Below are 14,544 nucleotides of genomic sequence, written 5' to 3' on the forward strand. Positions count from 1 at the left end.
GGCGCGAGGCCTCTCGACGTCGTGATGTGAGATCGAGGATTGGGGCGCTTGCGAACGGACTGCAGTGGGGGCGCGCAGCAGCCGCGGTTCAGTGTTTCTTCGCCGCCCTCGCCCTGATCATCTGCGTAGGCATGCGCGCGGCGATCCGCGTCAGCGCATCCGCGAATGCACGTGCGGCGGGGCCGAGCGGTTCGTCGAGCCGGTGCGCGAGATAGGCCTCCATCGCGAGCGCCGCGTTGCGGCCGAGTGCGCCGGTTTCGACCCGCACCAGGCGGCGATCCCTGAGGTCGCGCGCGACCTGCCAGAGCGGCAGGCGGCCCCAGCCGAGCCCCGCCAGGATCATGGCATGCTTGGTGTCCTGATTGCTTACCCTGCAAATCTGCGGCGAGAGCACGCCGAAGCTGCGGCCTTCCGACAGCGGCGTCGGATCCGACAGCACGATCTGCAGATGATCGGCAAGGTCGGCCACGCTCTTGCGGCCGCGGCGCGCGAGCGGGTGGCTTGCGGAGGCGACGGCGACGATCTGCACGGCGCAGATCGCGTCGAGCGCGAGGCGCGGATCGCGAAAATCCTCCCCAACCGTGACGGCGAGCGCGCTGCGCCGTTCGGTCAGGGCGGCGATCGGCCCACCCATCGGTTCGACCGCGAGCCGCACGCTCACAGACGGATAGGCTGAGCGCATTTCCGTCAGCGCTGCGCCGACCGCGGCAATCGGAAACAGCGTGTCGACCACCAGCGAGAGTTCCGGCTCCACCCCGTCACCGAGGCCGTGCGCGCGCGCCCGCATCGCGTCGACGCGGAGCAGCAGGTCGCGGGCGTTACCGAGCAGTGCCTTGCCTTCCGCCGTCAGCGCCGGGCGATGGCCGGAGCGGTCGAACAGCATGAGACCAAGCTCGGCCTCGAGGTTGGCGACGGCATGGCTGACCGCGGACTGCACTCGCGCCAGCTTGGTCGCCGCGGCGCGAAAGCTGCCGCTCTCGGCGATGGTGACGAAGACCCGGATCTGGTCGAGCGTGAGGTTATCGAGCATGATCTACGAAATCGATCAAATGGATGCAAAACATATCACTCCTGTCGATGATCGGGAAACGCTATCTGTGGTGGCTTGAACTGGACGGGTGGACGCATGACGATCGAGATGGCCGTGGTGCAGCAGAGCGAGGCGAAGCGATGGGCGACGGTCGCCGTCGTGACCGGTTGCGGGATCGGCGCCGCTCTCCAGGTCGGGAAGGTGCCGATTGCCGCGACGATGCTGCAACAAAGCTTCGGCATCGACCTCGCTGCTGTCGGAACCGTCGCCGGCATCTTTGCGGTGCTGGGGCTTGTCGGCAGCGTGCCCGCCGGCGTCGTGATCGCCGCGGTCGGCGCGCGCCGGGTGCTGCTGTGCGGGCTTGCCGCCATCACGCTCGGTGCCGCTTCGGGCGCGCTCGCGCCGCAGCTTGCGGTGCTGCTGGGATCGCGCCTGCTGGAAGGGCTCGGCTTCCTGCTGGTGATGGTTTCTGCTCCTGCACTGCTCAATCGCGTGGTCGATGTCGGTGCGCGCGACATCACCATGGCGGTGTGGAGTTGCGTGATCCCGTTCGGGATCGCGCTGGCGCTGGTCGCGGGTCCGATGTTCGGCGGCTGGCGCGCGATCTGGTGGGCCAGTGCCGCGTTTGCCGCCCTGCTGTTCGTCCTTGCCGGCGTCATCGTCCCTGAAGTGTCATCGCGGACCGGGCCGGCGCGTGCGGGCTTGATGCAAGAAGCATTCGCGCTGGCGCGGCGCCGCACCCCGGCGCTTCTGATGGTGCTGTTCGGGCTCTACAGCCTGATGTTCTTTGCGGTGTTCAGCTTCCTGCCGATCCTTTTGACCGAGCGGCTCGGCGTCTCCAGCCAGAGTGCCGGCGGGCTCAGCGCGCTGGCGGCGGCCGCCAACGTCGTCGGCAATCTCGCCGCCGGCAATCTGCTCGCGCGCGGGGTGAGCCGGACTGGGTTGATTGCAGTTGCGGCCGTCGTGATGGGCGTGTCCGCGCTCGGCATCTTCCTGCCGGTGCTCGGCGGCTGGGGCGCATTCATTCTGTGCCTGCTGTTCTCCGCGACCGGCGGCCTGATCCCGGCGACGTTGCTGGCGACCGCGCCCGCGGCGGCGCGTTCGGCGGCGATGGTGCCGGTCATGATGGGTCTCTTGATGACGGGCAGCAATTTCGGCCAGGTGACCGGACCGATCGCGGTCGGCACGGTCGTTTCGGCGTGGGGCTGGAGCGCGGCCTGCGTCATGGTGGTTGCGGCTGCGATCCTCGCCGGTCTTGCGGCATGGATGCTGGCGCGCGGTGATCACAACAGCGTCAGCGAGGCGAGGGAGCCGGCTTGACGCCGCGCGCGCGGAGGGCGAAGGAGTGAAAGTCTCTCACGCCCACGACAACAGGAAAGTTTCATGACACGCGTGCGCTGCATCACCGAAATGGGCATGGGCGTCGACGTCCACGGCCGCGATGCCACCAAGGCCGCCAAGCGTGCGGTTTCGGATGCGATCCGCCATTCCAGCCTCGGCTTCTTCCGCATGCTCGGCAAGACCGCCAACGACATGTTCGTCGACGTCACGATCGCGGTGCCGAATCCCGAAGCGGTCGATACCGACGCCGTCGCCAGGGAATTGCCCTATGGCACCAAGACCGTGAAGGCGATCGCGGGCGGGCTCGAGATTCCGTCGGATATCGGCAACGACCCGATCCTGATCGCGAATGCCGCTGTCATCGTCAGCTTCGACGACGGGAAGAGCGGCTGATCAACCGCGCTGAGCCGGTTGGACCCTCACGTCGTCGTCCTGGCGAAAGCCAGGACCCATAACCACAAACGCCGATTGTTGTATGCGCTGGGACGACGATCCTTCACCCAACAGACGCTGGTGGCTATGGGTCCTGGCTTTCGCCAGGACGACGGATTTGGAGGCGTCAATCGCCGCCTCGAAAGTAGTCGGGCTTGCCGGTGGTCCAGGTCTCGCCCCAATGCTGGCCGCCGCCGTCGACGGTCAGCGTCTCGCCGGTGATGAACTTGCCGGAGGGCGCGGCGAGATAGACCGCGGCCTCCGCGATGTCCCAGGGCGTGCCCGGATGCATCATCGGGTTGGAACGCGGATAGGCGGCGCGCGCCGCCTCGCTGTAGACGTTCCAGCCCTCGGTCTCGATCGCGCCGGGCGCGATGCAATTGACGCGGATGTTCAGCGGCGCCCATTCGACCGCGAGCGCGCGCGACAGGCCGATCACGCCGGAGCGCGCGGCGATCGTGTGCGCGATGCCGTAGAGGCCGTGCGTCGTGACCACGACGATATTGACGATGCTGCCGGGATGTTTGCAGTCGCGCCAGCGCTGCGCGGCGGCCTGCATCATGTACCAGGTGCCGTTGAGGTTGGTGTTGATGACCGCGTTCCAGCCCTTGATCGAGAAATCGATCGCGGCTTGCGGGAATTGGCCGCCGGCGCTGTTGACGAGGTGATCGATACGGCCATGCGCGGTCCACAGCGCGTCGAACGTCGCGTTGACCGCGTCGGGATCCCTGATATCGGCAACATACGCCGACGCTTTCAGGCCGCTACGACCGAGATGATCGACCAGCGCATCGAGCTTGTCGGCACTGCGTCCCGCGATCACGACATGTGCGCCGAGGCGGGCGAACAGCCAGGTGATGGCGCGGCCGATGCCACCGGCACCGCCGGATACGACGACCACCTGACCGGCCAACGCGTCCGCCGCAAACACGGTCGGATGTACTGCGAGTTCGTCGTCGGAGGGGCCGAGCGTTGCGTCTGTCTGTTGATCGTTCATGGCCGGTTGCAGACCTTGCGGCTTTCAATGAGCTCCGTACATTAGCCACCCAACAACAACCGTGCAAAGCAACAACCTGCAAAGAATGTCGACATGACCGATCTGTCCGCCTTTCCCATTACAAAACGCTGGCCCGCCCGGCATCCGGACCGCCTGCAGCTCTATTCGCTGCCGACGCCGAACGGCGTGAAGGTCTCGATCATGCTCGAGGAGATCGGGTTGCCCTACGAGGTCCATCTCGTCGACTTCAACAAGGATGATCAGAAGACGCCGGAGTTCCTGTCGCTGAACCCGAACGGCAAGATCCCGGCGATCCTCGATCCCAACGGTCCCGGCGGCAAGCCGCTGCCGCTGTTCGAGTCGGGCGCGATCCTGCAATATCTCGCCGAGAAGACCGGCAAGCTGTTGCCGGCGGATGCCGCGCGCCGCTACCAGGCGATCCAGTGGGTGCACTTCCAGATGGGCGGCATCGGACCGATGTTCGGCCAGGTCGGGTTCTTCCACAAATTCGCCGGCAAAGATTATGAGGACAAGCGGCCGCTGCAGCGCTATGTCGCCGAATCTGCGCGCCTGCTCGGTGTGATGGAAGCGCATCTCGCCGGGCGGCAATGGTTCATGGACGATGAATACAGCATCGCCGACATCTCGATGCTCGGCTGGGTGCGCAATCTGATCGGCTTCTACGGCGCGCGCGAGCTCGTCGAGTTTGACCGGTTCACCCATGTCGCGGCCTGGCTGGAGCGCGGTCTCAAGCGGCCGGCCGTGGAACGTGGGTTGAACATTCCGAAGCGGCCTTAAGCAGCCCGCTTCAGCAACTCATAGACGATCGGATTGTCGGCGCAGGCACTGAGGCCGCATTCGAGCAACGTTGAAAGCACGTTCAGCGCCGTGAGCCCGACCACCAGCCACACCGCACCTTGCGCGATTTTGCCGGGCGCGGCGCCCGGCGCCGTGCGGTGGTCGAACTGGCGGTCGAACAGCAGCATGGCGGCGAGCAGCACGATCGCCGCGATGAATCCGATCAGCGCCCACGTATAATAGTGATAGCCGAGCAGCGCCGACCCATAGCCGGCGTCACCGGGGAGAATGTGCAGCAGGACCTGCCGGGTCGAGACCGAGGCGCCAAGGACAGCCGTCAGCAGCGACAAGGCATAATGGCTCGGCCGCGGTCCGAAGCGGATATTCAGGATCGGTCCGATCGCCAGCAGAGCAAAAAGGATGCGCTGCAACAAACACAGCGGGCAGGGCAGTTCGTGCAGCACGAGCTGCGCCGCAAAAGCTGCGGCCAGCAACAGCGCGAGGCCATAGAGCGCGAGGGCATTGAGGGTCACTGCCTGCGTGTCGGTCATGGCTGGCCTCAGAACGACAGAGTGAGGCGGTCGGTGGCGTGGTGCAGCAAGGTCGCGACGCAAGCGACCAGGATCACCGCGAACAATCCGATCGCGACCGGACGCGGGCCACGCCAGGCCACCAGCATGGCGATGGTGATGGCGAGAAACAGTGCGGTGAATTCCATCTCAGCCTCCGGATGCGAGCCGGCCGTAGTCTATGACAGATTCGTGTGCGCGCGCGGCGGGCGCGAATGGCCATTGTCGCTTGCGCGCGGCTCCGCCAAGATGGCATCACCAGTTGAGTTCATTCCAGCCCGGGGCACCTCATGACCACAGACGCGATCAAGCCCGCCGTCCATCACAAGCATCAGCCCTGGTACAAGATCCTCTATGTCCAGGTGTTGATCGCGATCGCCGCCGGCGTCTTGATCGGTCATTTCTATCCCGGCCTCGGCAAGCAGTTGAAGCCGCTGGGCGACGGCTTCATCGCGCTGATCAAGATGATGATTGCGCCGGTGATCTTCTGCACCGTGGTGCACGGCATCTCCTCGATGGGCGACCTCAAGCGCGTCGGCCGGGTCGGGCTGAAGGCGCTGATCTATTTCGAGGCGGTGTCGACGGTCGCGCTCGCGGTCGGCTTGCTGATCGGCGAGCTGCTGCAGCCCGGACGCGGCTTCAACATTGACCCTTCCACGATCGATCCGAAATCGGTCTCCACCTACGTGACGCAGGCGAAGGAGCAGGGCATCGTCGCCCATTTGATGGCGATCATTCCCGACAGCTTCTTCGGCGCGCTTGCGCGCGGCGACCTGCTGCAGGTGCTGCTGATCTCGATCCTCTCGGGGTTTGCCATTGCCTTGATGGGCAAGCCCGGTGAGCCGATCGCCGAGGCCATCGACAAGGCGTCCAAGATGTTCTTCGGCATCATCCGGATGATCGTCCGCGTCGCGCCGCTCGGCGCGTTCGGCGCGATGGCCTTCACGGTCGGCGCCTACGGTCTCGGCTCGCTGGTGAATCTGGCGGCGCTGATCGGCACGTTCTATCTCACCAGCGTGCTGTTCGTGCTGATCGTGCTGGGCGCGATCGCGCGGCTGGCGGGTTTTTCGATCATTCGCTTCATCGCCTATATCAAGGACGAGCTCCTGATCGTGCTCGGCACCTCGTCGTCGGAGACGGTGCTGCCGCAGATGATCCAGAAGATGGAGCATCTCGGCGCCTCGCGTTCGGTGGTCGGCCTCGTGGTGCCGACCGGCTACAGCTTCAATCTCGACGGCACCAACATCTATATGACGCTGGCAACGCTGTTCCTGGCGCAGGCCACCAACACCCATCTGACGATCTGGCAGGAGCTCGGCATCCTCGGCATCGCCATGATCACCTCGAAGGGCGCTTCCGGCGTCACCGGCGCCGGCTTCATCACGCTCGCCGCGACGCTGTCGATCGTGCCCGACATTCCGATCCAGTCGATCGCGATCCTGGTCGGCATCGACAAGTTCATGAGCGAGTGCCGCGCGCTCACCAACCTGATCGGCAACGGCGTTGCCTGCGTCGTGATCAGCCTCTCCGAGGGCGAGCTCGACAAGGACGCGCTGCACCAGACGATGGCGCATCCGCTCGAACTCGGCGAAGCGCTGGAGCCGGGTGGCTCCGGCTAGAGCAACATGAAGTTATGGGGCCGTCGCAGGGGGCGCTGCCAAAATATCGAAAACAACCCCATGCAAAGTAGCCGGCGGCGGCCGGCGTTCGACCAAGCAACTTGACACGTCGGGCAACTCAGGGATATTCTTCTAATATTCCGAAATTGCCGGGTGTCTCCTCGTCCCAAGGCTGTCGCATATGGCATTTGCGGGCTTCTGCAACTGACGCTTCCACGTCGCGGGCGGGAGAGGGAACGCGCCTTGTTCGCGGCCGCAGCTCAGGTCGTGAACCCTTAAAGTGGAAGCGCCGCACGGTAGGATGACGAGTATGCGCCAAGCCTTGCGTGCATGTTGCGCCATCGATAGTCCATTGCGCGGCGGCCTGCCTCTGCGAGTTCGTTCATCCAGCCCAATCCAGGAACGCTCAACTATGCTCACCGTCTATGGCGAAGGTCGTGGCTTCCGTGTTGTTTGGCTGCTCGAGGAATTGGGATTGGCCTATCGGCTGCGCCCGGTCGATCTGCTCGCAGCCGAGATTGATCGCGATTTCCTCGCGATCAACCCCGCCGGCTTCATTCCCGCACTGCAGGACGGCGAGACGATCATGGTCGAATCGATCGCCATTCTTGAGTACCTGCTCGCCAGCCACGGCTCAGGTTCGCTTGCCGTCGCCCCGGACGATCCCGCCTTCGCTTCCTATCTGCAATTTCTCCACCTGGGCGAGGCCGGGCTCGCCGGGCCGATGAACGCCGTCATTGTTGGTCGCCAACTGGCGCCTGAAGCCGAGCGAGATGCCAGGGTTACCTGCTGGGCGCTCGAGACCTTCGAGAGCCGGCTGCGGTTGGTTATCCGCCGCCTCGCGGATTGCCCCTATCTCGCCGGCGACCGATTCACTGCCGCCGATATCTCGGTGAGCTACGCCCTCCTGCTCGGCCTGCGAACCGGCAACTACGTCCCCGGTTCAACCGAGCGGGATTATCTCGCTCGCACGACGGCACGCCCTGCCTACGTCCGAGCGACGGAAAGCTGCCAGGCCACCAAGGCATGGGCGGCGAGATCACCGGGATTGTAGTGCTCGAACTGAGTCTCTCCGTTCTTTCCGACCTTAAAGTTGCGCGGACGGTTTCGGCATTATGTGCATTCACTACGATCAGCCGATGGGCGCGCCGCCGCCGCGAACGGTACCGAATTCGAGGATCGACCTCAGGCGGATCATGGCAAAGCGTATAGAAGCGCTTTGCAGATCGTCAGCACAATGGTGCATCGTACTATAGTTGTGTCGTGGTATGGCGGCACGTAAAACGAGCATAAGCGAGGTACCACCTAAGATTTAGACATCAAAATGAGTGCAATTTAAACTTGACTTTAGCGGTTTGGGCTCAGCATGATGATTGCTCCAAACTGCCCATTAATTTTCATTCGCGCTTTTTTTAGGGAGTTGGGACAATGCAGAAGCGGACGTTGGTTTTGGCAATCGCTATGGCGACATCGTTCGCCATGCCCGCAAGTGCCGACTACAACAAGCGAGTTTGTGGCGGCGAGGATCAGGCAAACGGATGCCCGGTCTCAAAAGACATCATGTTAGGCTGCAACCCGACAGAGGACGACGCCGGAAACGCCGCGTGTTCCTACACGAGCAATGGCCAAAGGAAGGTCTTTGACTATCACGCCGACAGACAAGGAAGTCATGAAGGCGGGAAATGTGGCTATACTTGGTATTTGGTGACTTGCTTCACCAGCAAGTAAACGTCGAGCAGCTCGCAATTCTATTCGGCCGTATGCGATCGTTCGTGTACGGCTTTTTCTTTATGAGCGACTACCGCAGTTCGGGCCCCTGCACGCGGGCGGCTTCGGTACGGACGATCTTCACCTGCTCGCTGTGCATTTCAACGTAAACACAGCAAGGCCGCAGTGCCCTCCCTGGTAGGTATTCTGTAGATTTAGCTGGATTTGAAGCTTTCCGCATTTTGCGGCTGACCAAGCCTCTACATCGGTTCCGCATTCAACCAGAATGCTGCCTTTTGGGCATCGCCCGAAGTTATGATCCCCCACGCAGACCTGATAGATCGCCTCCATTCTTAGCTCTGGTTCGGACTTGGGAGGAATGATCACGGTGTTCTGGTTCGTCACCGTGTTCTGATTGCTCTGTGAAGGTGAAACGTTGATGTTCGGGTTGGCCTGGACATTCACAGCGGGGTTGTTGTTGACGGTCTGGTTGACCGACGTAGGAGGCGTGGCTTTATTGTCTTCAGCGTGCGTTGGACTAAAGTGCAAGTAGGCGGCCCACAAGGCCGCGACGATGGCCGCAACTCCGGTACCTAGAAAGCCGAGCACTTCTCGGCGCGAACGGCTGAAAATCCATTGATGAATGGTGCGCACTGTCCATCCTCATCAAACAACCTATGAAATATAAGGAACAATAGTACAATCATTGGGATCGTACAACCTGAGACCAGCCGGCCGGCACTCCACCGCCTCGCGACCGTTACCGCGACCAAGGTCGCTCCTCGGGCGAATCTTGGCAGAGTGTGTGACGGCTCCAATTAGTCACGGTTTCGGCTTGAGTGCCGATTGAGAAGCGAAGTATCTCCGTCCTTTCTCAGTAACGCACCAAATTAAAGTGCTGGACGTCCGATCGTTTAGGAGGAAGCCAATTCTTCCTCCTGTGTTCGAATCGGTTCGGGTCTGGCTCTCACTTCGATAAGACCAAGCGCCTCAAGTTGCCTCCGAACTGTCAGGACACTGTGGCGACTGCAATACGTCGTGTAGCTCGCCCCACGATGGTCCGCCTTATCAAGACCATCAGGATTGCGACGGTACGCCCGCGCAATAATGTGGTCAAAATTTACTTCTGGTTCCTCTCGAACAATGTCGTCGTACAGAACGACGAAGAGATCCTTGAAGGAGATAGTTACATGATACTCGTACTTAGTTGCTGATTTGTCCCTGAAAGCGACGTTCTCATTGAATAAGAGAGCAATGTCGGCATCTGGCCCGGAAATCGTTGGATCGAACTCGACTGCCAGAGAGCCCCGATAGTTCGCTATCGTCGCCTTTAATTCTGCATTCTCGATTCGGAGCTTTTCAGCTTCCTGCAAGACCTTTGGGTCGATCGCGTTGTCGCCACGTACCCAACCCAAACCGGGTCTCAAATTGGATTCGTTTCCCACCGCGATGACTGCTTTGGCGGAAAGTTCGTCTTTGTTGCTCCAGAAGTCGGCCATCCGGTCCTTCTTGAGTTTCCCGTTGAAGCGTTCAAGATTTGATCGTCCAATTTCGGTCTGCTCACTTTTTTCGAAAGGAAGCGACCCCGGGTTTTTGTGGAGGAGGGCGAGGACAGGGATGCCCTTAGACTTGGCGTATTCGAACTCTTTTTCAGTAAAGCTGACGCCATCGTCAGCCAGCGAGCCATAACGACCCGCCGTGATAACCACGTAGTAGTCGCTACGGTCGATGACCCGCTTTATATATTCAAGCTGGTCCTCATCGGCCGCGGAAAACAATTCCATCCCTGCGACAACGTAACCGGCCTTGGCCAAGCTTTTGCTGACGAGGCGCCGTTCTTCCTCTAGGTCATTGAATGTCGAGCTTACAAAAACCTGGAAAATGCGATCCAATGTGTTGCGTCCTCAGACGGTAAGAAATTGCGATGGGTGTTACCCAGCAAAAGTAAACGCGAAAATGCAATGATTTCAAACGCTTTATGCACATAGCGATGGACAGCGATTGAAACAGCGAATTTGGACGTCAACCCCGTTCGCTCTAAGTGATTGTTTTCTATCGCAAACCGGAACTAGCTTTTCCGGTACGTTGCGCCAATTTGGAATCCGTGTCTCTTACTTAAGCCCCCTGACAAGAACGATTCGCTCTTCAGATTTTTTCTGAAGGGAGAGCTGTGTCGTGGACAAATTTGCCTTGAGTGTATGGGGATTGGCTGTTGATGCGCAGGGAAAGCTCGCCGTTATCGAGGCGTTCGTTCTTGCGGTTCTGTTTGTCTGCCTTTTGAGTTGGCGCTTTCGAAAGTGAGCCATTACCGAAGAGGAATTCATTTCCTGCCGGGTGGTAGCACCGAAGATCAATCCAATCGGATGATTTTTGATGCTGAACGACGCGGGCGGATACGGTACGGGCGATGAGGGCGAGCGCGAGGCGCCGGCTGATGCCGATCAGATTTTCGACAGGCTGCAGAAGTGGTGCAAGCATGACTTCAACAGCAAGGGCCAGACGAAATGGCGGGGTGATGCCCGCGAGGACTTCGATTTTGAGGCCGGCGAACAGTTCACCGAGGATGACAAGAACATTCTCACGGACGCAAAGCGCCCGATCGTCATTTTCAACCGCGTCGGGCCCGTCGTCGATAGCGTCGCTGGCCAAGAGGTCGGCAATCGGCAGGAAGTCCAATATCTGCCGCGCACCGAGGGTGACGTACAGGTCAACGAACTGCCGACGGCGGCAGCGAAGTGGTTCCGGCAACAGTGCGACGCTGAGGACGAGAAAAGCGACGCCTTCCGCGACATGATTGTTTGCGGCATGGGCTGGACCGAAACCCTCTTGGACTATGAGGACAATCCGGTGGGCGACCCCAAGATTGAGCGGCGCGACCCGCTCGAAATGGTGTGGGATAGTGGCGCGTCCAAGCGAAACCTCAAGGAGTTCGTGCCAACTGCAATGCGGCCTCAACGCCGCCATCCAAGATTTGCTGCGCTTCGAAAGCGTCGGGCACGGCCCGCGCGAACTGCAGGGTGCCCACCATGAGCCCGAAGATGGCCGTCGCGCGCCGATGTTTCTCTAGAATCTGTGCCGGACACTAGCGCGGCCAAAGTCGCAATGTACCTTCGCAGCGCCTTCTCGTGATCTTGCCTGGGAGGTAACCCGTCAATCATCGGGAGAAGACATCACGCCAATGCTGCCAAGCAAGCCGCGCGGCATACCAGGGGTAAATGATGGCGTGTCGTTAGAGCGGCGTCAGTCCGGGACGCCGGCCGCCTTGAGGGTTTCACGATAAGTCGCGGACATCGCTTCCACCGGGAAGGGAATCCGCGCCAGGAATCCGGAGATCGTGAACTCCGGATCGACCTTGAGCAGTTCGCGCGCGATCTGGGTCGCGCGCTCGTTCTCGCCGGACTTGACCAGCGCCACGATCAGCACCCGCAGCGCGACCGCGAAGCGGCGGTTCTGCGCCAGCGCCTTGTCGGCCCACATCACCGCTTCGGCAAAATTGTTATCCAGCACCGCGCAGATCGCCAGCGCCGCGGAGGCGAACCAGCCGCGCGGGTCGCGCGGGTTCAGCCGTTGCGCGCGCTCGATCATGGCCCGGCCGGCCTGCTGGTTGCCGCGCATCGCCTCGATCCAGCCGCCGAGCACCAGCGCCATCGCCGAATTCGGGTTGATCGCAAGCGACCGCTCGAACAATTCGCGCGCGGGTTCGATCTCGTCGGCCATGTTCCAGATCGCGAACGCCGCCATCCACAGCACCTGCGGGTCACCGGGGGCGAGCTCGACCGCGCGCCAGGCCTGTGCGACCGCGCGTTCCCGGTAGGCGTCGTTCGGCTTCAGCCACCCCTGGACATGACGCATCGCATGGCAATAGGCCGACGCCGCCAGCGCCGGCGCGTAAGCCGGATCGAGCGCCAGCGCCTGGTCGAGGCAATCGAGCGCGGCTTCCATGCTCTCCGGCGTGAACTGGTAGCGCAGGCTGTAGGCGCGCAGCAGCAGGTCGTAGGCGTCAAGCCTGTCCGGCGGCGCAGTCCGCACGCGCTCGGCTTCGGCGACCAGCAAGGTCGGCTCGATCGCGCCGACCACGTTCTCGGTGATGCGGTCCTGCAGGTCGAACACGTCGGTCGCCGCGCCGTCGAAGCGGTCGGCCCACAGATGCGCGCCGGAGACGGCGTCGATCAACTGTCCGGTGATGCGCAGGCGGTCGCCGCCGCGGCGGACGCTGCCTTCGAGCACATAGCCGACGCCGAGGTCGCGCCCGACCTGGCGGATGTCGACCGCCTTGCCCTTGTAGGTGAAGGCGGAGTTGCGCGCGATCACGGTGAGGCGGCTGCAGCGCGCCAGCGCGGTGGTGATGTCCTCGGCGATCCCGTCGGCGAAATAATCCTGCTCGGGGTCGCCGCTCATATTGGTGAAGGGCAAGACCGCGATCGACGGACCCTCGCTCGGCCGCGGCGGGGCGGCCTTGTCCGCAACCGGATGATCGACCGCGCTGTGCTCCCTGACATCGCCGACAAAGCGGAGGCCCTTGCGGGGCAGGGTGCGGATCAGCCGCTGCTCCTCGCCATTGTCGCCGATCGCGGTCCGCGCCGCATTGACCCGGCTGGAGAGCGTCGCCTCCGAGACGATCCGCCCGTGCCAGACCGCTGCCAGCACCTCGTCGCGGCTGACGACGCGGTCGCGGGCGCGGATCAGGAACTCGAGCAGATCGAAGACCTGCGGCTCGACGGCCACCAGGGCATCGCCGCGGCGCAGCTCCCGGCGCTCGGAGTCGAGGGTCAAGTCGTTGAAATGGTAGGTCAAATCGAAGAGTCCGGCGGCCGGCGGCTGAATTCGGGGCGGAACCTAGCACAGGCGGCGTGGGGCCAAAATCACGACGCTCTGAAGGACAAATCCACGTCCTCTGAAAGCGGACGCGGTCGGCCTCTGCAATAGTCCATGCCGACACCAGACGCAGGAGATCGCCATGTCCCAATCCATCAATCAGCAACGCCGCCGCTTCCTTGGCATCGCCGGCGGGGTCCTCGCCGTTTCCAGGCTCGGCTTCATCGGATCGGCCCAAGCCCAAGCTCAGACCAAGGCGGCGCTGCCGGCGGTCAAGGCCGGTAGCCACACCTCGATCGGTCCGGTCAAGCAGATCAATGCCGGCGTGCTCGATACCGGCTATGTCGAGATGGGGCCGGCCACCGGTCCCGCAGTCATCCTGCTGCACGGCTGGCCGTACGATATCCACAGCTATGCCGACGTCGCGCCGGCGCTGGCCGAGGCTGGCTATCGCGTGATCGTGCCGCATCTGCGCGGCTACGGCACGACGCGCTTCCTCTCCAGCGATACGATGCGCAGCGGCCAGCCCGTCGCAGTTGCCGCCGACATCGTTGCGCTGATGGACGCGTTGAAGATCGAGAAGGCCGTGCTCGGCGGCTATGATTGGGGCGCGCGCACCGCCAACATCATGGCGGTGCTCTGGCCCGAGCGCTGCAAGGCCATGGTGTCGGTCAGCGGCTATCTGATCGGCAGCCAGGCGGCCGGCAAGGTGCCGCTGTCGCCGAAGGCCGAGTTGCAATGGTGGTACCAGTTCTATTTCGCCACCGAGCGCGGCCGCGAGGGCTATGCCAAGAACCGGCACGATTTTGCAAAGCTGATCTGGCAGCTCGCCTCGCCGCAATGGAAGTTCGACGACGCCACCTATGACCGCAGCGCGGCCGCGTTCGAGAATCCCGATCACGTCGATATCGTGATCCACAACTACCGCTGGCGGCTTGGTCTCGCCGAAGGCGAGGCGAAGTACGATGCCTTCGAGAAGACGCTGGCCCAGGCGCCCGTGATCGCGATCCCGACCATCACGATGGAGGGCGATGCCAACGGCGCGCCGCACCCGGAGCCTGCGGCCTATGCCAAGAAGTTCTCCGGGCATTACGAGCATCGGACTCTGGCCGGCGGTATCGGCCACAATCTGCCGCAGGAAGCGCCGCAGGCGTTCACCCAGGCCATCATCGATATCAGCAAGGTCTAGAGCGTTTTCGAGCGAAGTGGATACCGGTTCGCGTGAAGAAAACGCGT

15 protein-coding genes are annotated in these 14,544 nt (G+C 62.5%); 7 read left to right on the forward strand and 8 right to left on the reverse strand.

The annotated features are described in order from the left end of the window. Nucleotides 1-88 precede the first annotated feature (88 nt). Entirely contained in the window at nt 89-1,030 is a 942-nt protein-coding gene (locus tag JQ573_RS01815; RefSeq protein WP_212317848.1) for a LysR family transcriptional regulator, read from the reverse strand. A 96-nt stretch (nt 1,031-1,126) separates the two neighbouring features. On the opposite strand from JQ573_RS01815, the gene JQ573_RS01820 reads away from it, so the two are divergent. Further along, entirely contained in the window at nt 1,127-2,350 is a 1,224-nt protein-coding gene (locus JQ573_RS01820; protein ID WP_212317846.1) for an MFS transporter, read from the forward strand. 63 nt (nt 2,351-2,413) lie between these two features. Next, nucleotides 2,414-2,764, forward strand: a complete 351-nt coding sequence (locus JQ573_RS01825; protein ID WP_212317844.1) for a Lin0512 family protein — start codon at nt 2,414-2,416, stop codon at nt 2,762-2,764. A gap of 166 nt (nt 2,765-2,930) precedes the next feature. On the opposite strand, the gene JQ573_RS01830 is transcribed toward JQ573_RS01825, so the two are convergent. Next, nucleotides 2,931-3,800, reverse strand: coding sequence for an SDR family oxidoreductase (locus JQ573_RS01830; RefSeq protein ID WP_212317842.1), 870 nt, complete (start codon nt 3,798-3,800; stop codon nt 2,931-2,933). 93 nt (nt 3,801-3,893) lie between these two features. On the opposite strand from JQ573_RS01830, the gene JQ573_RS01835 reads away from it, so the two are divergent. Continuing rightward, on the forward strand, nt 3,894-4,598 hold the full coding sequence (locus JQ573_RS01835; RefSeq protein WP_212317840.1) for a glutathione S-transferase family protein: 705 nt from the start codon (nt 3,894-3,896) through the stop codon (nt 4,596-4,598). Here the strand turns inward: JQ573_RS01835 and JQ573_RS01840 are convergent. Both JQ573_RS01840 and JQ573_RS01845 read right to left on the reverse strand, forming a co-directional pair. After that, complete coding sequence (locus tag JQ573_RS01840) at nt 4,595-5,149, reverse strand: disulfide bond formation protein B (protein ID WP_212317838.1); 555 nt, start codon at nt 5,147-5,149, stop codon at nt 4,595-4,597. The two genes, JQ573_RS01835 and JQ573_RS01840, sit on opposite strands and share 4 nt — an antisense overlap. Before the next feature lie 8 nt (nt 5,150-5,157). Then, on the reverse strand, nt 5,158-5,316 hold the full coding sequence (locus JQ573_RS01845; protein ID WP_176531827.1) for a DUF5993 family protein: 159 nt from the start codon (nt 5,314-5,316) through the stop codon (nt 5,158-5,160). Between the two features lie 141 nt (nt 5,317-5,457). Between JQ573_RS01845 and JQ573_RS01850 the strand changes: the two genes are divergently transcribed. The 3 genes from JQ573_RS01850 to JQ573_RS01860 all read left to right on the forward strand — a co-directional run bounded on the left by JQ573_RS01850 (nt 5,458) and on the right by JQ573_RS01860 (nt 8,514). Continuing rightward, nucleotides 5,458-6,786 (forward strand): dicarboxylate/amino acid:cation symporter, encoded by a 1,329-nt coding sequence (locus JQ573_RS01850; RefSeq protein ID WP_212317836.1) that lies wholly within the window; start codon nt 5,458-5,460, stop codon nt 6,784-6,786. A gap of 412 nt (nt 6,787-7,198) precedes the next feature. Next, entirely contained in the window at nt 7,199-7,840 is a 642-nt protein-coding gene (locus tag JQ573_RS01855; RefSeq protein ID WP_212317834.1) for a glutathione S-transferase family protein, read from the forward strand. Between the two features lie 374 nt (nt 7,841-8,214). Then, nucleotides 8,215-8,514 carry a hypothetical protein gene (locus JQ573_RS01860; RefSeq protein ID WP_212317832.1) on the forward strand — a complete coding sequence of 100 codons (300 nt, stop codon included), beginning with the start codon at nt 8,215-8,217 and terminating at the stop codon, nt 8,512-8,514. Between the two features lie 120 nt (nt 8,515-8,634). On the opposite strand, the gene JQ573_RS01865 is transcribed toward JQ573_RS01860, so the two are convergent. The 4 genes from JQ573_RS01865 to JQ573_RS01880 form a co-directional block, all read right to left on the reverse strand. Further along, entirely contained in the window at nt 8,635-9,147 is a 513-nt protein-coding gene (locus tag JQ573_RS01865; RefSeq protein WP_212317830.1) for a hypothetical protein, read from the reverse strand. Between the two features lie 260 nt (nt 9,148-9,407). Continuing rightward, complete coding sequence (locus JQ573_RS01870) at nt 9,408-10,385, reverse strand: DUF4062 domain-containing protein (protein WP_212317828.1); 978 nt, start codon at nt 10,383-10,385, stop codon at nt 9,408-9,410. 253 nt (nt 10,386-10,638) lie between these two features. After that, nucleotides 10,639-11,457, reverse strand: coding sequence for a hypothetical protein (locus JQ573_RS01875; RefSeq protein ID WP_212317826.1), 819 nt, complete (start codon nt 11,455-11,457; stop codon nt 10,639-10,641). A 276-nt stretch (nt 11,458-11,733) separates the two neighbouring features. After that, complete coding sequence (locus JQ573_RS01880; protein ID WP_212317824.1) at nt 11,734-13,287, reverse strand: winged helix-turn-helix domain-containing protein; 1,554 nt, start codon at nt 13,285-13,287, stop codon at nt 11,734-11,736. Between the two features lie 163 nt (nt 13,288-13,450). Between JQ573_RS01880 and JQ573_RS01885 the strand changes: the two genes are divergently transcribed. After that, nucleotides 13,451-14,497 (forward strand): alpha/beta fold hydrolase, encoded by a 1,047-nt coding sequence (locus JQ573_RS01885; RefSeq protein ID WP_212317822.1) that lies wholly within the window; start codon nt 13,451-13,453, stop codon nt 14,495-14,497. Nucleotides 14,498-14,544 lie beyond the last annotated feature (47 nt).

The sequence above is a fragment of the Bradyrhizobium sp. AUGA SZCCT0105 genome (assembly GCF_018129565.1).
In the GTDB taxonomy this organism is placed as follows: Bacteria; Pseudomonadota; Alphaproteobacteria; order Rhizobiales; family Xanthobacteraceae; genus Bradyrhizobium.